We start from the raw sequence: 21,940 nt of genomic DNA, 5'->3' as shown, positions 1-21,940 counted from the left end.
GACCAAACCACACAACAGCCCCCACCCGGCGAAAGCCGAAAAGTCAACGTCACCGCATGGACCGCACATCAAGATGCCGCAGCACCCGGTCCACCACCTCGGGATCCGCCCCCGGCTCACTCCGCGCCGCCAGCACCTCATGCCGCGCAGCGCTCAGCATCTCCTGCTGGATCCGCCGCACCCGCTTCAGCCGCCGGGCCCGCTCCTGATAGGCCTCCCGCCGCTCGTCCTCGGCCACCGCGGGACTGATCCGCACCGCGATGTCGAACGCCCGCCGCACCATCTGCTCGGACAGCTCCTCCGGCAGCTCCTCGACCTCCTCGATCTCCCGGAGCCTGCGTTTGGCCGCCTGGGACGCCCGGATCGCCAGTGCCTTCGCGAACTCCTTCTCGACGTCCGTGTCGGCCCGCACCCCCAGCCGCCGCACCAGCCACGGCAGCGTCAGCCCCTGCACCACCAGCGTCACCACGATCACCCCGAACGCGATGAAGATGATCTCGTCCCGGCTGGGGAACGGCGCCCCCGCGTCGGTCTCCAGCGGAATGGCCAGCACCAGCGCGACCGAGGCCACCCCCCGCATCCCCGACCACCACATCACCACGGTCTCGCGCCAGCTCACCGGGATGTCCTCGTCGTAGTCCCGCCGCGCGTGCAGCCGTTTCGTCAGCCAGGTCGCCGGCATCAGCCACAACAGCCGTACGAACACGACCACGCAGACGACCACCGCCGCCCAGCCGAGCAGCTCGCCCCACCGGCCGGACGCCGTGTGGATGGCGTTGTGCAGCTCCAGCCCGACCAGCCCGAACGCCACGCCGGTGACGAGCGTGTCGACGATGTTCCAGAACGTGTGCCCGGCCAGCCGCGTCATGACGTCGTCGGCGTCGGAGCCGTACTCCGCGAGGAACAGCGCGGTGGTGAGCACGGCGAGCACTCCGGACCCGTGCATCTCCTCGGCCAGGACGTACGAGGCGTACGGCACCAGCAGGGTCAGCCCGATCTGGAGGGTCGCGTCCCCGAGCAGTTCCATCAGCTTGTTCGCGCCCCAGCCCAGCGCGAGGCCCACGGCCACCGCCACCACGGCCGACAGCACGAGATCGAGCCCGGCCTTCCAGGGCGAGAAGGTCCCGCTGACGGCGGCGGCGATCGCCACGTGGTAGAGGACGATGGCCGTCACGTCGTTGAACAGCCCCTCGCCCTCCAGGATCGACACGAGCCGGCGCGGCAGCCCCAGTTGCCCGGCGACGGCGGTGGCGGCGACCGGGTCCGGCGGCGCGACCAGCGCGCCGAGCGCGAACGCCGCCGCCAGCGGCAGCCCCGGCACGATCGCGTTGGCCGCGGCGGCCACACAGGCCATGGTGACGAAGACCAGCGCCACGGCCAGCAGGAAGATCGGCCTCTTGTTCGCCGCGAACTGCCGCCAGGACGTGCGCCGCACCGCGGCGTACAGCAGCGGCGGCAACAGCAGCGGCAGGATCAGGTCGGGCGGGATCTCGACGTTCGGCACGAAGTCGAGCAGTGCGAGGACTATGCCCAGCAACGTCATCAGCACCGGCGCGGGCACGCTGAACCGGTCCCCGACCGGGACGCTGATCACGGCCCCGAGCAGCAGCACGAACAGCAGGGCCAACTGATCCACGGTCAGCGCTCCGGAAGGTCAAACGTTCACACGACTGACCTCAAGCCTGCCACGCAACTCCCGGGACAAACCGTTTCGGCACCCTGCATGGCGGGCTGAAGCGAACGCGGCATCCCCTAGAGCGAACGGCGCATTCCCTGGTGCGGAATGCCCGCCTCCAAGTACTCCGGCCCGTACGCCTCGTAGCCGAGCCGCTCGTAGAAGCCCAGCGCGTGTGTCTGCGCGTGCAGGTCCACGGCCGTGAGACCACGTGCGCGTGCCGCGTCCTCGATGGCCCGTACGAGGGCGACGCCGACACCGAGTCCGCGGGCGTGGGCGGCCACGGCGAGCCGGCCGAGGGAGCCCACGGACGGGTCGGCTCCGGTCTGCGCGACGGCCGCCTCACCGAGCAGCAGCCGCCCCGTCCCGAGCGGCACGCCGTCCTCCCGGACCGCCAGCACATGGACGGCCCCCGGGTCGTACGCGTCGTACTCGATGTCCTCCGGCACGCCCTGCTCGCCGACGAACACCTCCTTGCGCACCGCGAAACACGCCTCACGGTCGGCCGGGTCCTCGGCTACCCGCACCACGTACGACGGGGCCGGCCTCCCGCTCATGCGTACGTCTCCTCCCGGACCTGGTCCAGGGCCTTCTGCAGGTCCTCCGGGTAGTCGCAGGAGAACTCCACCCACTGCCCGTCCCCGGGGTGCTCGAAGCCGAGCCGCACCGCGTGCAGCCACTGGCGGGTCAGATGGAGCCGCTTGGCGAGCGTCGGGTCGGCCCCGTAGGTCAGGTCGCCCACGCAGGGGTGCCGGTGGGCGGCCATGTGGACGCGGATCTGGTGTGTACGGCCGGTCTCCAGCTTCACGTCGAGCAGGGACGCCGCGCGGAATGCCTCGATCAGGTCGTAGTGCGTGACGGACGGCTTGCCCTCGGCGGTGACCGCCCACTTGTAGTCGTGCTGCGGGTGGCGGCCGATGGGCGCGTCGATGGTGCCGCTGGTCGGGTCGGGGTGTCCCTGGACGAGCGTGTGGTACCGCTTGTCGACCGTGCGCTCCTTGAACTGGCGCTTGAGCGACGTGTACGCGTACTCCGACTTGGCGACCACCATCAGCCCGGACGTGCCGACGTCGAGCCGGTGCACGATGCCCTGGCGCTCGGCGGCCCCCGAGGTCGAGATGCGGTACCCGGCGGCGGCCAGGCCGCCGATGACGGTAGGGCCGGTCCAGCCCGGCGACGGGTGCGCGGCCACGCCCACCGGCTTGACGATCACGACCACGTCATCGTCGTCGTGCACGATCTCCATGCCCTCGACCGGCTCGGCCACCACCTGCACCGGCGCGGGCGCCTGCGGCATCTCGACCTCCAGCCAGGCGCCGCCGTGCACGCGCTCCGACTTGCCGACCACCGATCCGTCGACCGTGACCTTCCCCGCGGCGGCGAGCTCGGCCGCCTTGGTCCGGGAGAAGCCGAACATGCGGGAGATGGCGGCGTCGACGCGCTCGCCCTCCAGGCCGTCGGGCACGGGCAGGGTACGGATCTCGGGAATCGTGCTCACCCGTCGAGTATGCCGGACGGGTCCGACAGCCCCGTACCGAGCCTGTGGACAACCCCTCGCGGGCTCAGTCCTTGTGGACGGTCCCGTCGGGGTCGAGTCCACGGAACGACAGCAGCACGATCAGGATGCCGCCGCACACGATCGCCGAGTCGGCCAGGTTGAAGACGGCGAAGTGCTTGGGCGCGATGAAGTCCACGACCGCGCCCTCGAAGACGCCCGGCGCCCGGAAGATCCGGTCGGTGAGGTTGCCCAGCGCACCGCCGAGCAGCAGGCCGAGCGCGATCGCCCAGGGCAGGCTGTAGAGCTTGCGGGCGAGCCGGGCGATCACCACGATCACCGCCGCCGCGATCATGGTGAAGATCACTGTGAAGGCCTCGCCGAAGCCGAAGGCCGCGCCCGCGTTGCGGATCGCCTCGAACTTCAGCCAGTCACCGATGATCTCGATGGGCGGGTGGTGCTCCAGCTTGGCCACCACGATCATCTTGCTGATCAGGTCGAGGGCGTACGCGAACGTGGCGACCGCGAACAGGACCGCGATCCGGCGCTTGCCCCGGGGCCGCCCGGCGGCCGCCGGCTCATCCGTACCGGACGCCCCGGCGGCCGCCGCCCCGTCGGGGCGCTCCCGCCCGCTACCGGCCGCGTCCGGTGTGTCCGGCGTACCGATGATGCGCTCCGCCTCTGCCACGTGAGTCCCTCAACCTAGGTTCCTGACTGAGGACGAGGGTACGTCACACCCCGGGCGTCCCACGTGCTCAGGAGGCATTCGGCGGCAGTCAGTATCGGCGCTCCTGCTTCTGCTTGCACTCCACGCACAGGGTGGCCCGCGGGAAGGCCTGCATGCGGGCCTTGCCGATGGGGTTGCCGCAGTTCTCGCACAGGCCGTAGGTACCGGCGTCGAGGCGTTCCAGGGCGCGCTCGGTCTGGACGAGCATCTCGCGCGCGTTGGCGGCCAGCGCCAGCTCGTGCTCGCGCGTGATGTTCTTGCTGCCGGTGTCCGCCTCGTCGTGGCCGGCGCCGTCCCCGGAGTCCCGCATCAGACCGGCGAGCGACCGCTCCGACGACTCGAGCTCCTCACGCAGCCGGGTCTCCTCGGACGTCAGCTCGGCACGCGCCTCCTCGACCTCCGCCTCCGTCCAGGGGTCCTCGCCCGGGCGAACCGCGAGCTCACCGGGTTCCGCCGCTGCCGCCCGTGCCTTCGGAACAGCGGTCTTGGCCGCCGTCGCCGTGCCAGGAGTCTTCTTCGCACCCACGGTCGTCGCTCCCGTCTGCTGCGCGGCCTCGGCCGCACCCGCCTTCTTGGCCGTGCTGCTCCCGGCCGTGTCCTGTGTGACCGCGCCGGTCCGGGCAGAGCCCTTCCCGGCAGCGCCCTTCGTGGTGGTGCTCTCGCCTCCGGCGCGAACGCCCTCGGCCTCGACGCCCTTCTTCGCGGCACCGGCCTTGGCGGTCTTCGCCCTCTTCACAGCGGCCTTCTTCACCGCCGCCTCCTCGCCCGCCGCCTTCTTGACCGGGGCCTTCTTCCCCACCGCCTCCTCGGCCACCGCCTTCTTGACCGGGGCCTTCCTGACCGGGGCCTTCTTCACCGCCGTCTCCTCGGCCACCGCCTTCTTGGCCGGGGCCTTCTTCACCGCCGTCTCCTCGGCCACCGCCTTCTTGGCCGGGGCCTTTTTGGCCGCGCCCTTGGCCGCGGTCTCCTTGGCAGCCGCTTTCCCGGCCGGGGCCTTCTCAGCCGCGGCCATGGCTGCCGTCTTCTCAGCCACCGCCTCCTTGCCAGCCGTCCCCTTGGCCGAGCCTCTCCCGGCCGCGGCCTTGCCTGCCGCCTTCTTGCCTGCCGTCTTCCCGGCCACCGCCTCCTTGGCAGCCGCCTTCCTCGCCGGAGCCTTCTCAGCCGTCACTTGCTCAGCCGGAGGCCTCGTCGCGGACTTCCTGGTCACGGCCTTCCCGGCCTTGGCCACCGCTTCCTCGGCCACGGTCTTCTTGGCCGTCACCTTCCTGACGGCCGACTTCGTCTTCTCGACAGCCGCCTTCGTCCCCCCGGTCGCCTTCCCTGCCGCCCCCTTCGCCGCCCGCCCCGCCGGGCCCCGCTGCGTGGTCTTCTTCCCTCCCACGTCCTTGGCCGCGCCGCCGGAGGCCTCCGCGGACCTGCCGGACGCCGGCTGCTGTACGGCGGTCTTCTTCGCCACCATGGCCGCGGCCCCTTCACATATTGTGATCTTGCTCGCGAATCGTTCTGGGACGATAAATCGACTTGAGTCCCGCGGCAACGGGGCACACCGCCCGATTCGCCCGCCTCGCGCACGCCGCGCGGCGAACCTGCATCCGTTGTGCCCAGCTCCCCGCCGGGTAATCCGCCGAGCCGGACGTCCCAGGATCCGAACACCCATACCACTCCATTCAGGTCATCAAACCCATACGTCACCCACAACGGCGCCCCTCGCGGCCCTCTGTCCCCGAGCGCCCCGAAAAGCGGTCGGCCGCTGTCCGCACGGCGCCGTACACTGGGCGGAGCGAAAAGCGTGGATGGGGACGAGTAGCGGCGTACGCAGCCCAGAGCGACCCGGGGACGGTGGAAGCCCGGGGGCGAGCGCGACGTGAAGATCACCCCGGAGCCGCCGGAAGAAAACCGCCGCCGAGGGCAGCGGCCAGTAGAACCGGCATCGCGACCCCAATGAGGGGGCTCACCGACGCACACCCCGCGCCGGAGGGCCAAGGAGGGTGGTACCGCGGGAGCGCGCCGAAGGCGGCGCAGGCAGACGTAGCTCTCGTCCCTCCGGACGGAAGGCAGCAAGTCCGCCGGAGGAAGCCCGCTGATGACATCGCCGACGTACCGCCAGGTACCCGCCCAGGTCGACCTGCCCGCCCTCGAGCACGCGGTGCTCGACTTCTGGCGTGAGCAGAAGATCTTCGCCAAGAGCCTGGAGCAGTCCGAGGGCCGCCCCGAGTGGGTGTTCTACGAGGGTCCGCCCACCGCCAACGGCATGCCCGGTGCCCACCACATCGAGGCCCGCGTCTTCAAGGACGTCTTCCCCCGCTTCCGCACCATGCGCGGCTACCACGTGGCCCGCAAGGCCGGCTGGGACTGCCACGGCCTCCCGGTGGAGCTCGCCGTCGAGAAGGAGCTCGGCTTCTCCGGCAAGCAGGACATCGAGGCGTACGGCATCGCGGAGTTCAACGCGAAGTGCCGCGAGTCGGTGACCCGGCACACGGACGCCTTCGAAGAGCTCACGACCCGCATGGGCTACTGGACCGACCTCACCGAGCCCTACCGCACGATGGACCCGGAGTACATCGAGTCGGTCTGGTGGTCGCTCAAGGAGATCTTCAACAAGGGCCTGCTGGCCCAGGACCACCGCGTCGCCCCCTGGTGCCCCCGCTGCGGCACGGGCCTGTCGGACCACGAGCTGGCGCAGGGCTACGAGACGGTCGTCGACCCGTCGGTCTTCGTCCGCTTCCCGCTCACCTCCGGCCCGCTGGCCGGCGAGGCCGCGCTCCTGGTGTGGACGACCACGCCCTGGACGCTGGTCTCCAACACCGCGGTCGCCGCGCACCCCGAGGTCACCTACGTCGTCGCGACGAACGGCGAGGAGAAGCTGGTCGTCGCCGAGCCGCTCCTCGCGAAGGCCCTCGGCGAGGGCTGGGAGACCACCGGCCGGACGTTCACGGGCGCCGAGATGGAGCGCTGGACCTACCAGCGCCCGTTCGAGCTCGTCGAGTTCCCGGAGACCGAGGGCGGCACGCACTTCGTGGTGAACGCCAAGTACGTCACGACCGAGGACGGTACGGGCCTGGTCCACCAGTCCCCCGCCTTCGGTGAGGACGACCTCAAGGTCTGCCGCGCGTACGGCCTGCCGGTCGTGAACCCGGTCCGCCCGGACGGCACCTTCGAGGAGGACGTCCCGCTCGTCGGCGGCGTCTTCTTCAAGAAGGCGGACGAAAAGCTCACCGAGGACCTCCAGCAGCGCGGCCTGCTCTTCAAGCACATCCCGTACGAGCACAGCTACCCGCACTGCTGGCGCTGCCACACCGCGCTGCTCTACTACGCGCAGCCCTCCTGGTACATCCGCACCACCGAGGTCAAGGACCGCCTCCTGGCGGAGAACGAGAACACCAACTGGTTCCCGGACACGGTCAAGAACGGCCGGTACGGCGACTGGCTGAACAACAACATCGACTGGGCCCTGTCCCGCAACCGCTACTGGGGCACCCCGCTGCCGATCTGGCGCTGCGAGGACGACCACCTCACCTGCGTCGGCTCCCTCACCGAGCTGACCGAGCTGACCGGCACCGACCAGTCGGGCCTGGACCCGCACCGCCCGTTCATCGACGAGGTCACCTTCTCCTGCCCGCAGGACGGCTGCGGCAAGACGGCCACGCGCGTGCCCGAGGTCATCGACGCCTGGTACGACTCGGGTTCGATGCCGTTCGCGCAGTGGGGCTACCCGTACAAGAACAAGGAGTTGTTCGAGGCCCGTTACCCGGCGCAGTTCATCTGCGAGGCCATCGACCAGACTCGCGGCTGGTTCTACACGCTGATGGCGGTCGGCACGCTGGTCTTCGACAAGTCGTCGTACGAGAACGTGGTCTGCCTCGGCCACATCCTCGCCGAGGACGGCCGCAAGATGTCCAAGCACCTGGGCAACACCCTGGAGCCGATCCCGCTCATGGACCGGCACGGCGCGGACGCGGTCCGCTGGTTCATGGCCGCCGGCGGCTCCCCCTGGGCAGCCCGGCGCGTGGGCCACGGCACGATCCAGGAGGTCGTCCGCAAGACGCTCCTGACGTACTGGAACACGGTCGCCTTCCAGGCCCTGTACGCCCGCACATCGGGCTGGGCCCCGTCCGAGGCCGACCCGGCCCCGGCCGACCGCCCGGTCCTGGACCGCTGGCTGCTGTCCGAACTGCACGCCCTCACCGACCAGGTCACCCAGGCCCTCGACACCTACGACACCCAGCGCGCCGGCAGGCTGCTGTCCGCGTTCGTCGACGACCTGTCGAACTGGTACGTGCGTCGCTCCCGCCGCCGCTTCTGGCAGGGCGACAAAGCCGCGCTGCGCACGCTGCACGAGGTCGTCGAGACGGTGACGCAGCTGATGGCCCCTCTGACCCCGTTCATCACCGAGCGGGTGTGGCAGGACCTGATCGTTCCGGTCACCCCGGGTGCCCCGGAGTCGGTCCACCTGTCGTCGTGGCCCGAGGCGGACCTCACCGCCATCGACCCGGAGCTGTCGAAGCAGATGGTGCTGGTGCGCCGGCTCGTGGAGCTGGGCCGTGCCACGCGCGCGGAGTCGGGCGTCAAGACCCGGCAGCCGCTGTCCCGCGCCCTGATCGCGGCGACGGGCTTCGAGGCGCTGGACTCCGAACTGCGCACGCAGATCACGGAGGAGCTGAACGTCGAGTCCCTGGCGACGCTGAGCGAGGTCGGCGGCTCCCTGGTGGACACCACGGCGAAGGCCAACTTCCGCGCCCTGGGCAAGCGGTTCGGCAAGCGCGTCCAGGACGTGGCCAAGGCCGTCGCCAGCGCGGACGCGGCCGCGCTGTCCCTGGCCCTGCGCGAGGGCACGGCGTCGGTGGAGGTCGATGGTGAGACCATCACGCTGGCTCCCGACGAGGTGATCATCACGGAGACGCCGCGCGAGGGCTGGTCCGTGGCGTCCGACGCGGGCGCGACGGTCGCCCTGGACCTGGAGATCACGGAGGAGCTCCGCCGTGCGGGGCTGGCCCGTGACGCGATCCGCCTGATCCAGGAGGCCCGCAAGAACAGCGGCCTCGACGTGGCCGACCGCATCGCACTGCGCTGGACCGCCACGGACCCGGCGACGGTCGCGGCCCTCACCGACCACGCCGGCCTGATCGCCGACGAGGTCCTTGCGACGGACTTCGCCGAGGGCGACGCGGACGACGGCTACGGGAGCCCGTTCACGGACGAGGGACTGACGCTGACGTTCCGCCTGCGCAAGGCGTAACCCACAGGGGGTAGCCCCGGCCCGAAGGCCCGGTCCCGCCAAAGATCTTGGCGGGACCGGGCCTTCGGCGTTGTGTGCGCACGAACGCGTGTGGCAAAGGGGCGGCGTGTACGACAAAGGGCGGGGCCCCGGGTTCAATCCCGGGGCCCCGCCCTGAACGCTGCCGACGTCTATGCCGTACTACTGGCCATCAGGCCGTCAGTTGTCGTCCTCGTCGATCAGGAAGCCCCGCATGGGCGAGGGCGCCTGACCCATCGGCGACGGGCCCTGCGGACGCACCGGCGCCATCGGCTGGGTCATCGCCGGGGACATCTGCTGCTGACCGCCGTAGGACGGACCGGACTGCGAGGGACCGCCGCCCATCGTCTGGTTGCCACCGCCGTACGACGGGGCGCTCGCGCCGGCCGGTGCCATGGAAGGCGCCGGGGACGGCGGGAGAGACGCGGTCGCCGGAGTACGCGGCGGGGCCAGCGAGTCGTCGGCCTGGGTCTCCAGCTGGCGCAGCTGCGACTCCAGGTACGACTTCAGGCGCGTGCGGTACTCGCGCTCGAAGCCGCGCAGGTCCTCGACCTTGCGCTCCAGCGTGGCGCGGGCGGACTCCAGGGAGCCCATCGCGACGCGGTGCTTCTCCTGCGCGTCCCGCTCCAGGGCATCCGCCTTGGCACGGGCGTCACGCTCCAGACCCTCGGCACGCGAACGCGCCTCGCCGACGATCTTGTTGGCTTCGGAACGGGCCTCGGCGATCGCCTGGTCGGCGGTCTGCTGGGCCAGCGAGAGGACACGGGCGGCGCTGTCGCCACCAGGGCCTCCTTGACCGGGGCCGCCCATCGGGCCGCCCATGGGGCCGCCCATCGGACCACCCATCTGCTGCTGCATGGGGGGCTGGCCCATCGGGCCGGGACCGCCCGGACCCTGGCCCATCGGGCCGGGACCCTGCGGGCCACCCTGACCGCCGGGACCGGCGGGCAGCTGCGGGGCACCGCTCGGCAGCTGGGGCGGACCACCCATGGGGCCACCCATCTGCTGCTGCGGCGGGCCCGATATGCCGGCGGGAACAGGACCACCAGGACCGCGCATGCCCTGCTGCTGTTGCTGCTGCTGATCCTGCTGCTCCGGAGGCTTGCGCATGTTCTGCTGGTTCTGGGCAGCAGCGCGCGTGGCCGCGGCCAGCTTGGCGCGCAGGTCCTCGTTCTCGCGGAGCAGGCGGGTCAGTTCGGCTTCGACCTCGTCGAGGAAGGCATCGACCTCGTCCTCGTCATAGCCTTCTCGGAGGCGGACGGTCGTGAACTGCTTGTTCCGCACGTCCTCGGGGGTCAACGGCATCTCTTCACCTCAACGTAGTCGTCGGCATTCGGCAAGACCGTAGTTCACATCGCTCACAGCCGGCTCACGATCGAGATCAGGATGTAGACGATGATCATCAGCACGAAGAAGGACAGGTCGAGCGCCACGCCCCCGAGACGCAGCGGCGGAATGAACCGCCGCAGAAGCTTGAGCGGTGGATCCGTGACAGTGTAGGTGGCCTCAAGAACGACCACCATCGCCTTGCCTGGTTGCCATGAGCGGGCGAACTGGAAGACGTAGTCCATGACCAACCGGAAGATGAGCACGATGAGGAAGCACATCAGCGCGATGTAGGCGACATCCAAAACCACGCTCATGACCTGTTGCTTCCCTCTCCCCTGTGCCCTGCTGTCACTGCTGCTTCCGGTGTTACGTCTCAGCTCTGGTTGAAGAACCCGCCCTCTGCGATGCGGGCCTTGTCCTCCGCCGTGACATCGACGTTAGCAGGCGACAACAGGAACACCTTCTGCGTCACCCGCTCGATACTGCCGTGAAGACCAAACACCAAACCGGCCGCAAAGTCGACAAGTCGCTTCGCGTCTGTGTCATCCATCTCAGTCAGATTCATGATCACCGGAGTGCCTTCACGGAAGTGTTCCCCGATGGTACGGGCCTCGTTGTAGGTCCGCGGGTGGAGCGTGGTGATCCGGTAAGGCTCTCGTTCGGACACGACCTTGGGCATGATCACCGGTGCGTTCTTCTCCAGATTTGCGCGTTCTTGTGTGATGGATGCCACGGGCGCGATGCGCGCCGGGCGGCCGGATTCCGCGGGTAGCGAAGCGGAACGGGCGGCCGGCTCACGAGGTGCGGACGGTTGTACGACTCGTACCTCTTCGTCCCTTTGGGGCTGATGTGAGCCGTGCGGCTGGTGGGACGGCTCGTGCCGTCGGTGGTCCCGTTCGGGCTCCGGGTCCAGTTCGGGTTCGAAGTCGTCGTCGGGGTCGAATCCGCGGCCGTCGTACCCATCGTCCTCCACGAGGCCGAGGTAGACCGCCATCTTGCGCATCGCGCCGGCCATGCTCTGAGTCCTCCGCTCTGTGGTGGATCGGCTGACGACTGCCAAGTGCCCGCGATCCACGAGGTCCTTGAATCCGCCTTTCGGCGGCAATGACCATATTTTCTGCTGTGGTCCGACTTCTTGGCGACGTTACCCGAGCCTGGGGCGGACTCCGAGTACCGCGCTGCCGACGCGCACATGTGTCGCTCCGGCCGCCACGGCCTGCTCGAGGTCCGCACTCATCCCTGCCGACACCATGGTGGCAGCCGGATGACTCCGGCGCAGGTCAGTCGACAAATCCATCAACCGCCCGAACGCCGCCTGTTCGCGTCCCGCGTACTCCCCGGTGAGCGGTGCGACGGTCATCAGCCCACCGAGCCGCAGCCCCGGCGACCGCGCGACGAGGTCGGCCAGCTCTTCGATTCCCGCGGGAGCGACGCCTCCCCGCTCACCCCGCGCGCTCTCGCCGGCGTCGAGTGCGACCTGGATGAGACACCCCAGCTCCCGTCCGGCGCGGACGGCTTCCTTCGACAGAGCTGTGACGAGCTTGGAACGATCAACGGACTGCACGAAGTCCGCGTATCCGACCACGGACCGCACCTTGTTGGTCTGGAGTTGACCGACAAAATGCCAAGTAAGGGGCAGATCCATACACGCGGCGGCCTTCGGCGCCGCGTCCTGGTCGCGGTTCTCGGCGACGTGCCGCACGCCGAGTTCCGAGAGGATCCGCACATCGGTCGCGGGGTAGGTCTTGGTGACCACGATCAGGGTCACCTCGTCGCGCCCCCGCCCCGCGGCCGCGCACGCGTCGGCGATGCGCCGCTCCACTTTCGCCAGGTTCGCGGCGAGTTCGTCCTTACGGTCCGTCATGCCCTATCAGTCCAGCCACACGTAGCCCGCGAGGCGACCGGTGGTGCGGTCGCGGCGGTAGGAGAAGTGATCGTCCGACTCCAGCGTGCACACCGGTGATTGCGCCCGGTCGCGCACTCCGAGCCGGTCCAGCTGTGCGTGCACTCCGGCGCTGACGTCGACCGCCGGTGTGCCCCAGCTCGTCTCGGCGTACGCCGCCGGCTCGATGGCGGACACCTCGGCGCGCATCGCCTCGGGCACTTCGTAACACCGGCCGCAGACGGTGGGCCCGGTGCGGGCGACGATGCGGGAGGGCTCGGCACCCAGCTCCGTCATCGCGCGTAGCGCGGCCGGGACGACTCCGGCGATCATGCCGGGCCGGCCCGCGTGGGCCGCGGCGGCGATCCCGGCGACCGGGTCGGCGAGCAGTACCGGCACGCAGTCGGCGGTGAGCACGGCGAGGGCGAGCCCCCGCCGCGTCGTGACGATCGCGTCAACCGACGGGATCCCGGGCGAAGAGCCCCACGGCCCGTCCACCACCGCCACGTCGGCCCCGTGCACCTGGTTCATCCAGACCACCCGGTCCGGCTCGACGCCCAGGGACTTGGCGGCCAGTTCGCGGTTGGTGCGTACGGCGTCCGGGTCGTCACCGACCGCTCCGCCGAGATTGAGCTCCTCATACGGAGCGGCGCTCACCCCTCCCCACCGGTCGGTGAAGGCGAAGTGGGCGCCGCTCACGCTTTCGCGCTGTCCTATCACGTCAGAAGGATCACTTGAGGAAGTCCGGTACGTCCAGTTCCTCGGCCGCGCTGTCCGAGTAGGTCCGCGGCGCCGGCGGGACCGGCGGGGCGACCGGGATGTCCTCGACCGGCTTCGGAGCGGGCTCCTGGTCCTCCTTCGGAGTCACGCTGCCGAGCGAACCGAAGGACGGGCGGCTCTCGGTCTGCCGTGCCGGGGCCGGCTCCTCGCGCTTGGCCGAGGCCGAGCCGATCACGTTCTCCCGGCGGGTCGGGGGCTGGCCGCCGTCGAAGCCGGCCGCGATCACGGTGACCCGGACCTCGTCGCCGAGGGCGTCGTCGATCACCGCGCCGAAGATGATGTTGGCCTCGGGGTGGGCGGCCTCGCTCACCAGCTGGGCGGCCTCGTTGATCTCGAACAGGCCGAGGTCCGAGCCACCGGAGATGGAGAGCAGCACACCGCGGGCGCCGTCGATGGACGCCTCCAGCAGCGGCGAGGAGATCGCCATCTCGGCGGCGGCCACCGCGCGGTCGTCGCCGCGGGCGGAGCCGATGCCCATCAGGGCCGAGCCGGCCTCGGACATGACCGACTTGACGTCGGCGAAGTCGAGGTTGATCAGGCCCGGGGTGGTGATGAGGTCGGTGATGCCCTGGACACCGGAGAGCAGGACCTGGTCGGCCGACTTGAAGGCGTCCAGCACCGAGACCTGGCGGTCCGAGATGGACAGCAGCCGGTCGTTCGGGATGACGATGAGGGTGTCGACCTCTTCGCGGAGCTCGGCGATGCCGTCCTCGGCCTGGTTCGCGCGGCGCCGTCCCTCGAAGGTGAACGGGCGCGTGACCACACCGATGGTGAGGGCACCGAGCGAGCGGGCGATGTTGGCCACGACGGGCGCGCCGCCGGTGCCGGTGCCGCCGCCTTCACCGGCTGTCACGAAGACCATGTCGGCCCCCTTGAGGACCTCCTCGATCTCCTCGCGGTGGTCCTCGGCGGCCTTGCGGCCGACGGCCGGGTTGGCTCCGGCGCCGAGTCCGCGGGTGAGTTCACGGCCGACGTCCAGCTTGACGTCGGCGTCGCTCATCAACAGAGCTTGCGCGTCGGTGTTGATGGCGATGAACTCGACGCCCTTGAGACCGACCTCGATCATCCGGTTGATGGCATTGACACCACCGCCGCCGACACCGATGACTTTGATGACTGCGAGGTAGTTCTGCGGTGCTGCCACGTCGAAGGCCTCTCGCCTCGAGTTACGTGTCGCCGAATCACCGTGGCGCGCTGCGCCCCGCGACCCGACGACTGATGCCGAATGGGACGGTCCGTATCGCCGACCCGAACCCTAACCCTGAAGTTTAGGGTTACCAGTGTGTCTGTTCCTTGGAGTCTTCTGAACAGGACACTAAGTCGACAAGTGGCGCTCCTTCAACGAACACGCCGAACCTCCCGTTTTTCTTTTCACCCTATGTGATCAGCCGTAGCACTGCCCAACCAGGGTGCTGGCCTGCGCGGATGTGCGTCAACTCCCTGATGACGCGGGCGCGGTGGGGACACTCACGTCGAAGTGCCGCGCATCGGGCGAGGCTTTCATCAGAGCCGTGAGCGTACGGGCCTTCGCGGCGCCCTTCTCGCTGCTCCCCCAGGCGACCGTGCGGCCGTCCCGCAACTCCAGCGAGATGTCGTCGTAGGAACGGACCTTGACGGTCCGTGTGTCGCGCGCGACGGCGGCCGGAACGGCACGGGCGACGCCCACCGCCTCGCGCACCAGCCGGGCCTCGCCGAAGCGGCGCAGGCTCGCGGCGGCCGAGCTGGACCGGGAGAGCGTCAATTCCAGTGCGGGTACGCCTTTCGGTGCCTCGGAAACCGTGGCGAAACGGACACCTTCCTCGTCCACTTCGACGAACTTTCCGGCCTTTTGGGCAATCAGAACCGGAGTGCGCTCGACCACTTTCAGGTCGATTCCATGGGGCCAGGAACGGACCACGTCAACCGAGTCAATTCGGGGCAATTTTTGCCGCAGTCGCGTCTCGATCGCCTCGGTGTCGACGGAAATCAGCGGCTTCCCGAGGGGGACGTCGGCTGCCGCCTCGACCTGATCCACAGTCAGGACCCGTGTTCCCGACACGGAGACATGCTCGGCGCGCAGCCAGTCGGAGCCGTAGAACAGCCAGACCGTCGGGATGCCCAGGAAGACCAGGGCGAGGCCCAGGATGACGATCACACGAAGGTGACGTCGCCTCAGACGCCTGACGGGCGGCGGGCCGGACGACTCCCGCTGGCGTTCACCGCGCTCGGCGGTGGTCGATCCGGCCACGCTCCCCTGCCTTCCGTCATACAGTCCTAGCGGTGTGCACGACTGGCGGCGATCGCCTCGTACACCATGCCGACGAGCAGGTCGTCGGCGTCCCGGCGGCCGAACTCGGCGGCGGCGCGGGACATCTGGTACAGCCGGTGCGGGTCGGCGAGCACGGGCAGGACGTTCTGCTGGACCCACTCGGGGGTCAGCTCCGCGTCGTCGACCAGCAGGCCGCCGCCGGCCTTGACCACAGGCTGGGCGTTGAGCCGCTGTTCGCCGTTGCCGATGGGCAGCGGGACGTAGGCGGCGGGGAGCCCGACGGCGGAGAGCTCGGCGACGGTCATCGCGCCCGCGCGGCACAGCATCATGTCGGCCGCGGCGTACGCGAGGTCCATCCGGTCCAGGTAACTTACCGGGATGTACGGGGGCATTCCCGGCATCTGCTGGACGTGCGGCAGTTCGTTCTTCGGGCCGACCGCGTGCAGGATCTGGATTCCGGCCTGCTGGAGCCAGGGCGCGACCGTCTGCACGACCTCGTTGAGGCGGCGGGCACCCTGGGAGCCGCCGGAGACCAGCAGCGTGGGCAGGTTGGGGTCGAGCCCGAACGCGGCGCGGGCCTCGGGGCGCACGGCGGCCCGGTCCAGGGTGGCGATGGAGCGGCGCAGCGGGATGCCGATGTAGCGGGAGTTGCGCAGCTTGCTGTCCGGGGTGGAGACGGCGACCTGGCTGGCGTACCGCGAGCCGATCTTGTTGGCCAGACCCGGGCGGGCGTTGGCCTCGTGGATGACGATCGGCACGCCGAGGCGCTTGGCGGCGAGGTAGCCGGGCAGGGCGACATAGCCGCCGAATCCGACGACGCAGTCCGCCTTCGTGCGCTCCAGGATCTGCTCGGTCGCCTTGATCGTCCCGCGCAGCCGGCCAGGGACGGTGATCAGCTCGGGGGTGGGCTTGCGTGGCAGCGGTACGGCGGGGATCAGCGCGAGTTCGTACCCGCGCTCGGGTACGAGACGGGTCTCCAGGCCCCGCTCCGTGCCCAGGGCCGTGATGCCCACGGTCGGATCCTGCCTGCGCAGGGCGTCCGCGAGGGCGAGCGCGGGCTCGATGTGGCCCGCGGTTCCTCCGCCGGCGAGTACGACATGCACCGAAATTCACCGCTCTCCGGACGAACGCGCCGCCGAGGCGCGCCGTCGCATCGTGTTCCATCTCCGGGGACTCCGGCCGGAACCGGTTCCCCCAGCCCCCCGCTTTCTACCAAAGCGGGGTTGCCGCATCGCAAGCGCCGCCCGCGCAGCGGGCTCGTCGCGCGCGAAGGCGATCAGCAGCCCGATGGCGAACATGGTCGGCAGCAGGGCGGATCCCCCGTAGGAGAACAGCGGGAGGGGGACGCCGGCGATCGGCAGCAGACCGAGCACCGCACCGATGTTGATCACGGCCTGGGCCGTGATCCAGGTGGTCACGCCTCCCGCGGCATACCTCACGAAGGGGTCCTCCGTGCGTCCGGCCACGCGGATACCCGCATAGCCTAGAGCCGCGAAGAGGGCGAGTACCGACAGCGTCCCCGCCAGGCCCAGTTCCTCACCGGTGACGGCGAAGATGAAGTCGGTATGGGCTTCGGGTAGTTGGCCCCATTTCTCCACACTCGCACCCAACCCGGAGCCGAAGATTCCGCCGGAGGCGAGGGCGTAGATACCGTGCACGGCCTGCCAGCAGTCGACCGGCCCTGACTGGGGTTCGGTGGCGCCGAGGCACTGCAGACGCGCCATGCGGTTCGCGCTGGTCTTGATGAGGATCAGGCCGAGTACGGCGGCGATCGACAGCACTCCGGCGAACAGGCGCGTGGGCGCGCCGGCCAGCCAGAGCAGGCCGAACAGGATGGCCGTGAGGATGATCGCGGTGCCCATGTCGCCGCCGATCATGATCAGCCCGAGCAGCATGAAGGCGGCCGGGACCAGCGGCACCAGCATGTGCTTCCACTGGGTGAGCAGCCTCTTGTCCTGCTTGCGGGCGAGCAGGTCCGCGCCCCAGAGCACGAGCGCGAGCTTGCCGAACTCGCTGGGCTGGATCTGGAAGGAGCCGCCGACCGCGATCCAGTTCTGGTTGCCGTTGACCGACACTCCTATCCCGGGGATCTGCACCAGGGCCATGAGGAAGACGGCGCCGGCGAGGATCGGGTAGGCGAGTGCCCGGTGCAGCTTCACGGGCATCCGGGAGGCGACGAACAGCAGTCCGGCGCCGATCACGGCGGCCAGTAGCTGCTTGCGGAAGAAGTACGAGCCCGGCAGCGACATCTGGAGCGCGGTGATCTGGGAGGCCGAGTAGACCATCACCAGGCCCAGCACGGTGATCAGCAGACTGCCGCCGAAGATGAGGTAGTAGGCGGTCAGCGGCCGGTCCCAGCCCCGGCGCGCACGCGTGTAGAAGGCCAGGACGCGGTTCTCGCGGGCGAGCCGGGGCGCGGCGGGGCGCTTGGGAGCGCGGGAGACCGCAGGCCGTCCGGTGCGGCTGGTGGGCATCGCCGCTCACCCCGCCTTGCCGGAGGGGAATGGTCCGTACCGAACGCTCCCCGGCTGCTCGGGCACCAGCCGCATCCGTGTCACGTGTCCCTCCCAGATACGCCCGGCGCCGCCGCCGGGCGAGGCGGACCCGGGTCAGCCGTCGGCGGAACCGAGTTCGCGAACGGCGTCCGCGAAAGCGTCCCCGCGCTTGTTGTAGTTGGCGAACATGTCCATGGAGGCGCAGGCCGGAGCCAGCAGCACCGTGTCACCTGCCTGGGCGAGCCGCCGCGCCTCCTGGACCGCCGCGCGCATCGCCCCAGTGTCGGTCCGGTCGAGGTCGACGACGGGTACTTCGGGGGCGTGTCGCGCCAGGGCTTCGCGGATCAGCGCGCGATCCGCGCCGATCAGCACGGCCCCGCGCAGCCGGGGTGCCGACTTGGTGACGAGCTCGTCGAAGGTGGCGCCCTTCGCGAGTCCGCCCGCGATCCAGACGATCGACTCGTAGGCCGCCAACGAGGCTTCCGCGGCGTGCGTGTTGGTGGCCTTGGAGTCGTCGACGTACGCGACACCGTCCACGTCGGCCACGTGCGCGATGCGGTGGGCGTCCGGGGTGAACGCCCGCAGGCCGTCCCGTACGGCCTTGGCGGGCACGCCGTAGGCCCGTGCGAGGGCCGCCGCCGCGAGGGCGTTGGCGATGTTGTGCGGGGCCGGCGGGCTGACGTCGGCGACCTCGGCGAGCTCCTGGGCGTTCTTCTGCCGGTTCTCGACGAAGGCACGGTCGACCAGGATGCCCTCGACGACGCCGAGTTGGGAGGGCGCGGGCGTGCCGAGCGTGAAGCCGATGGCTCGGCACCCCTCCTCGACGTCGGCCTCGCGGACCAGGTCCTCGGTGGCCTTGTCGGCCGCGTTGTAGACGCAGGCGACGCGATTGCCCTCGTAGATACGGCCCTTGTCGGCGGTGTACGCCTCCATGGAGCCGTGCCAGTCGAGGTGGTCGGGGGCGAGGTTGAGCACGGCGGCCGAGTGGGCCCGCAGCGAGGGCGCCCAGTGGAGCTGGTAGCTGGACAGCTCCACGGCCAGTACGTCGTACTGCTCCTCGCCGAGCACCGCGTCCAGCAGGGAGACGCCGATGTTGCCGACGGCGGCCGTGCGCAGGCCCGCCGCCTTCAGGATCGAGGCGAGCATCTGGACGGTGGTGGTCTTGCCGTTGGTGCCCGTGACGGCGAGCCACGGGGCCGCGTCGGGGCCGCGCAGGCGCCAGGCCAGCTCGACGTCGCCCCAGACGGGGACGCCCGCCCGCTCGGCCGCCGCGAACAGCGGCTTGTCGGGCTTCCAGCCGGGCGCGGTGACGATGAGCTCGGTGCCCTCGGGCAGGGTGTCGCCGTCACCGAGGCGCACCGTGATGCCCAGCGCCTCCAGCTCGGCGGCCTGCGCCCGCGCGCGCTCGTCGGCGCCGTCGTTGACGGCCGTGACGATCGCGCCGAGGCCGTGCAGCGCCTTGGCCGCCGGGACGCCGGAGACGCCGAGCCCGGCGACGGTGACGTGCTTGCCCTGGAAGTCGAAGGGCTCCGGTGAGGTCACTTGTCCGCTGCCCATCCTGCATAGAAGAGGCCCAGTCCGACAATCACACAAATGCCCTGAATGATCCAGAAGCGGACCACGACGAGCACTTCGGACCAGCCCTTGAGTTCGAAGTGGTGCTGGAGTGGCGCCATCCGGAAGACGCGCTTCCCGGTGAGGCGGAAGGATCCGACCTGGATCACCACGGACATGGTGATCAGGACGAACAGGCCGCCGAGGATGGCCATCAGCAGCTCGGTGCGCGAGCAGATCGCGAGGCCGGCGAGCACACCGCCGAGCGCGAGCGAGCCGGTGTCACCCATGAAGATCTTGGCCGGCGAGGTGTTCCACCACAGGAAGCCCAGGCAGGCACCCATCAGCGCGGAGGCGACGACCGCGAGGTCGAGGGGGTCGCGCACCTCGTAGCACGCGCCCGGGTTGGTCAGCGTCTGCGCGTTGGCGCAGGACTCCTGGAACTGCCAGACGCCGATGAAGGTGTAGGCGCCGAAGACCAGCACGGAGGCACCGGTGGCCAGACCGTCCAGACCGTCGGTCAGGTTCACGCCGTTCGACATGGCGAGGATCATGAACAGCGCCCAGACCACGAACAGCACGGGTCCGATCGTCCAGCCGAAGTCCGTGATGAACGACAGCTTCGTGGACGCGGGGGTGTTGCCGCGGTTGTCCGCGAACTGGAGCGAGAGCACCGCGAAGCCGATGCCGACGATCAGCTGGCCGGCCATCTTCGCCTTGGCCCGCAGACCCAGCGAACGCCGCTTGACGATCTTGATGTAGTCGTCGAGGAAGCCGACCAGGCCCATGCCGACCATCAGGCCGAGCACCAGCAGACCGGAGAAGGTCGGCGCCGCGTCGACGTCCGGGTCGAGATAACCCGTGATCACCTTGGCCAGGAAGTACGCGGCGACCGTCGCCAGGATGAACGCGATACCGCCCATGGTCGGCGTCCCGCGCTTGCTGGCGTGCTCGCGCGGACCGTCGTCGCGGATGTACTGGCCGTAGCCCTTGCGCGCGAGGAGCTTGATCAGCAGCGGGGTGCCGACCAGCGTCAGGAAGAGGCCAATGACTCCTGCGAACAGGATCTGCTTCATCATCGGGCGGAAACCTCACCCTCGGCACCGGTCTCGAGCAGCGCCTGGGCAACGCGCTCGAGCCCGACCGAACGGGACGCCTTCACGAGTACGACGTCCCCCGGGCGCAACTCGCTGCGCAACAGGTCGATCGCCGCCTGTGCGTCGGACACGTGCACCGACTCCTCACCCCACGAACCCTCGTTATATGCGCCCAGTTGCAGCCAGGCGGCTTCCCTGCCACCGACCGCGACGAGCTTGCTGACGTTGAGCCGGACGGCGAGCCGTCCGACCGCGTCGTGCTCGGCGAGAGCCTCGTCCCCGAGCTCGGCCATCTGGCCGAGCACCGCCCACGTACGGCGCCCCTTGCCGATGGCCACCAGCGCGCGCAGCGCGGCCTTCATGGACTCGGGGTTCGCGTTGTAGGCGTCGTTGACGACCGTCACGCCGTCCGGGCGCTCGGTGACCTCCATCCGCCAGCGGGAGAGGGAGCCCGCCTCGGAGAGCGCGACGGCGATCTCGTCTGCGGACATGCCCAACACGTGGGCGACGGCGGCCGCGGCGAGCGCGTTCGACACGTGGTGCTCACCGTACAGGCGCATGGTCACATCGCTTGCACCGGAGGGTGTGTGAAGCCTGAACGCGGGCTGTCCGGTGTCCGTGAGTCGCACGTTCTCGGCACGAACGTCCGCTTCGCCGGACTCTCCGAAAAGGATCACCTTCGCCTTCGTACGGGTGGCCATGGCCCGTACGTAGGGGTCGTCCGCGTTGAGGACGGCCGTACCGTCCTCCGGGAGGGACTCGACGAGTTCGCCCTTGGCCTGCGCGATCTGCTCCCGGCCGCCGAACTCGCCGATGTGGGCGCTGCCGACGTTCAGGACGAGGCCGATCTTCGGAGGCGTCAGATCCGTGAGGTAGGAGATGTGCCCGATGCCGCGGGCCCCCATCTCCAGGACCAGGAACCGGGTCTCCTCGGTGGCGCTGAGCGCGGTGAGCGGCAGTCCGATCTCGTTGTTGAGCGAGCCGGGCGTGAACACCGTCGGCGCCTTGCGCTGGAGCACCTGTGCGATGAGGTCCTTGGTGCTGGTCTTGCCCGCCGAGCCGGTGAGGGCGACGAGCGTGGCACCGAGGCGCTGTACGACGTGACGGGCGAGCGCGCCGAGGGCGGCCTGGACGTCGTCCACGACGATCGCGGGCACGCCGACGGGGCGGGTGCCGAGCACGGCCACCGCTCCCGCCTCGACGACCGCCGCCGCGAAGTCGTGGCCGTCCACACGCTCACCGGCGAAGGCCACGAACAGGCTGCCCGGTCCCGCCTCGCGGGAGTCCCGGACGACCGGGCCGGTGACCTGGACGGCCGGATCCGGTATGTCGTACGTCTGCCCGCCGACGACTTCTGCGATCTCGGCGAGGGAGAGGGCGATCACAAGTTCATCCCCTGGATCA

Annotated in this window: 18 protein-coding genes; 1 reads left to right on the top strand and 17 read right to left on the bottom strand. The window is 70.0% G+C overall.

Translation table 11 applies throughout. The annotated features are described in order from the left end of the window. Positions 1 to 49: 49 nt before the first annotated feature. The 5 genes from AC07F0_RS14180 to AC07F0_RS14160 form a co-directional block, all read right to left on the bottom strand. Entirely contained in the window at positions 50 to 1,636 is a 1,587-nt protein-coding gene (locus AC07F0_RS14180) for a Na+/H+ antiporter (protein ID WP_478978419.1), read from the bottom strand. A 116-nt stretch (positions 1,637 to 1,752) separates the two neighbouring features. Then, the gene (locus AC07F0_RS14175) at positions 1,753 to 2,232 is read right to left on the bottom strand and encodes a GNAT family N-acetyltransferase (protein WP_478978416.1); all 480 of its coding nucleotides are present in this window, start codon (positions 2,230 to 2,232) and stop codon (positions 1,753 to 1,755) included. Continuing rightward, entirely contained in the window at positions 2,229 to 3,173 is a 945-nt protein-coding gene (locus tag AC07F0_RS14170; protein WP_478978413.1) for an RluA family pseudouridine synthase, read from the bottom strand. The genes AC07F0_RS14175 and AC07F0_RS14170 overlap by 4 nt, the downstream gene beginning before the upstream one ends. 64 nt (positions 3,174 to 3,237) lie before the next feature. Next, positions 3,238 to 3,858 (bottom strand): signal peptidase II, encoded by a 621-nt coding sequence (lspA, locus tag AC07F0_RS14165; RefSeq protein WP_478978410.1) that lies wholly within the window; start codon positions 3,856 to 3,858, stop codon positions 3,238 to 3,240. 88 nt (positions 3,859 to 3,946) lie between these two features. Next, a complete protein-coding gene (locus AC07F0_RS14160; RefSeq protein WP_478978407.1) occupies positions 3,947 to 5,356 on the bottom strand; it encodes a TraR/DksA family transcriptional regulator in 1,410 nt (469 codons plus the stop codon). A 624-nt stretch (positions 5,357 to 5,980) separates the two neighbouring features. Between AC07F0_RS14160 and ileS the strand changes: the two genes are divergently transcribed. Then, a complete protein-coding gene (ileS, locus tag AC07F0_RS14155) occupies positions 5,981 to 9,133 on the top strand; it encodes an isoleucine--tRNA ligase (protein ID WP_478978405.1) in 3,153 nt (1,050 codons plus the stop codon). 198 nt (positions 9,134 to 9,331) lie between these two features. Here the strand turns inward: ileS and AC07F0_RS14150 are convergent, their stop codons facing one another. The 12 genes from AC07F0_RS14150 to AC07F0_RS14095 all read right to left on the bottom strand — a co-directional run bounded on the left by AC07F0_RS14150 (position 9,332) and on the right by AC07F0_RS14095 (position 21,921). Next, a complete protein-coding gene (locus tag AC07F0_RS14150; protein ID WP_436728048.1) occupies positions 9,332 to 10,456 on the bottom strand; it encodes a DivIVA domain-containing protein in 1,125 nt (374 codons plus the stop codon). 53 nt (positions 10,457 to 10,509) lie between these two features. Continuing rightward, positions 10,510 to 10,794, bottom strand: coding sequence for a YggT family protein (locus AC07F0_RS14145; RefSeq protein WP_037674328.1), 285 nt, complete (start codon positions 10,792 to 10,794; stop codon positions 10,510 to 10,512). Between the two features lie 59 nt (positions 10,795 to 10,853). After that, on the bottom strand, positions 10,854 to 11,495 hold the full coding sequence (locus tag AC07F0_RS14140) for a cell division protein SepF (protein ID WP_436728047.1): 642 nt from the start codon (positions 11,493 to 11,495) through the stop codon (positions 10,854 to 10,856). Positions 11,496 to 11,624: 129 nt separating this feature from the next. After that, the gene (locus AC07F0_RS14135) at positions 11,625 to 12,344 is read right to left on the bottom strand and encodes a YggS family pyridoxal phosphate-dependent enzyme (protein ID WP_397620054.1); all 720 of its coding nucleotides are present in this window, start codon (positions 12,342 to 12,344) and stop codon (positions 11,625 to 11,627) included. 6 nt (positions 12,345 to 12,350) lie between these two features. Further along, complete coding sequence (pgeF, locus tag AC07F0_RS14130) at positions 12,351 to 13,082, bottom strand: peptidoglycan editing factor PgeF (protein ID WP_478978402.1); 732 nt, start codon at positions 13,080 to 13,082, stop codon at positions 12,351 to 12,353. A 10-nt stretch (positions 13,083 to 13,092) separates the two neighbouring features. Then, complete coding sequence (gene ftsZ, locus AC07F0_RS14125) at positions 13,093 to 14,286, bottom strand: cell division protein FtsZ (RefSeq protein WP_478978399.1); 1,194 nt, start codon at positions 14,284 to 14,286, stop codon at positions 13,093 to 13,095. 288 nt (positions 14,287 to 14,574) lie between these two features. Further along, positions 14,575 to 15,369 carry a cell division protein FtsQ/DivIB gene (locus AC07F0_RS14120; RefSeq protein ID WP_478978396.1) on the bottom strand — a complete coding sequence of 265 codons (795 nt, stop codon included), beginning with the start codon at positions 15,367 to 15,369 and terminating at the stop codon, positions 14,575 to 14,577. A gap of 26 nt (positions 15,370 to 15,395) precedes the next feature. Further along, positions 15,396 to 16,493 (bottom strand): undecaprenyldiphospho-muramoylpentapeptide beta-N-acetylglucosaminyltransferase, encoded by a 1,098-nt coding sequence (gene murG / locus AC07F0_RS14115; RefSeq protein WP_436728042.1) that lies wholly within the window; start codon positions 16,491 to 16,493, stop codon positions 15,396 to 15,398. A 6-nt stretch (positions 16,494 to 16,499) separates the two neighbouring features. Beyond that, complete coding sequence (ftsW, locus tag AC07F0_RS14110; RefSeq protein WP_478978393.1) at positions 16,500 to 17,864, bottom strand: putative lipid II flippase FtsW; 1,365 nt, start codon at positions 17,862 to 17,864, stop codon at positions 16,500 to 16,502. 135 nt (positions 17,865 to 17,999) lie between these two features. Next, complete coding sequence (murD, locus tag AC07F0_RS14105) at positions 18,000 to 19,442, bottom strand: UDP-N-acetylmuramoyl-L-alanine--D-glutamate ligase (protein WP_478978391.1); 1,443 nt, start codon at positions 19,440 to 19,442, stop codon at positions 18,000 to 18,002. Then, positions 19,424 to 20,515: a phospho-N-acetylmuramoyl-pentapeptide-transferase gene (mraY, locus tag AC07F0_RS14100; protein ID WP_037670865.1), complete on the bottom strand. Its 1,092-nt coding sequence runs from the start codon at positions 20,513 to 20,515 to the stop codon at positions 19,424 to 19,426. The genes murD and mraY overlap by 19 nt, the downstream gene beginning before the upstream one ends. Then, the gene (locus tag AC07F0_RS14095) at positions 20,515 to 21,921 is read right to left on the bottom strand and encodes a UDP-N-acetylmuramoyl-tripeptide--D-alanyl-D-alanine ligase (RefSeq protein ID WP_478978388.1); all 1,407 of its coding nucleotides are present in this window, start codon (positions 21,919 to 21,921) and stop codon (positions 20,515 to 20,517) included. The genes mraY and AC07F0_RS14095 overlap by 1 nt, the downstream gene beginning before the upstream one ends. Positions 21,922 to 21,940: the final 19 nt, after the last annotated feature.

It is taken from the genome of Streptomyces sp. NPDC045955 (assembly GCF_056430805.1).
Note: the sequence above shows the minus strand (reverse complement) of the source record. Positions and strands in the feature narration are given on the sequence as shown.

What these genes read in the sequence shown, in the direction of transcription:
- mraY (WP_037670865.1), bottom strand. Translation starts at nt 20,515, where the DNA reads ATGAAGCAGATCCTGTTCGCAGGAGTCATTGGCCTCTTCCTGACGCTG.
- AC07F0_RS14160 (WP_478978407.1), bottom strand. Translation starts at nt 5,356, where the DNA reads ATGGTGGCGAAGAAGACCGCCGTACAGCAGCCGGCGTCCGGCAGGTCC.
- murD (WP_478978391.1), bottom strand. Translation starts at nt 19,442, where the DNA reads ATGGGCAGCGGACAAGTGACCTCACCGGAGCCCTTCGACTTCCAGGGC.
- ileS (WP_478978405.1), top strand. Translation starts at nt 5,981, where the DNA reads ATGACATCGCCGACGTACCGCCAGGTACCCGCCCAGGTCGACCTGCCC.
- AC07F0_RS14135 (WP_397620054.1), bottom strand. Translation starts at nt 12,344, where the DNA reads ATGACGGACCGTAAGGACGAACTCGCCGCGAACCTGGCGAAAGTGGAG.
- ftsW (WP_478978393.1), bottom strand. Translation starts at nt 17,864, where the DNA reads ATGCCCACCAGCCGCACCGGACGGCCTGCGGTCTCCCGCGCTCCCAAG.
- AC07F0_RS14140 (WP_436728047.1), bottom strand. Translation starts at nt 11,495, where the DNA reads ATGGCCGGCGCGATGCGCAAGATGGCGGTCTACCTCGGCCTCGTGGAG.
- AC07F0_RS14150 (WP_436728048.1), bottom strand. Translation starts at nt 10,456, where the DNA reads ATGCCGTTGACCCCCGAGGACGTGCGGAACAAGCAGTTCACGACCGTC.
- AC07F0_RS14145 (WP_037674328.1), bottom strand. Translation starts at nt 10,794, where the DNA reads ATGAGCGTGGTTTTGGATGTCGCCTACATCGCGCTGATGTGCTTCCTC.
- AC07F0_RS14175 (WP_478978416.1), bottom strand. Translation starts at nt 2,232, where the DNA reads ATGAGCGGGAGGCCGGCCCCGTCGTACGTGGTGCGGGTAGCCGAGGAC.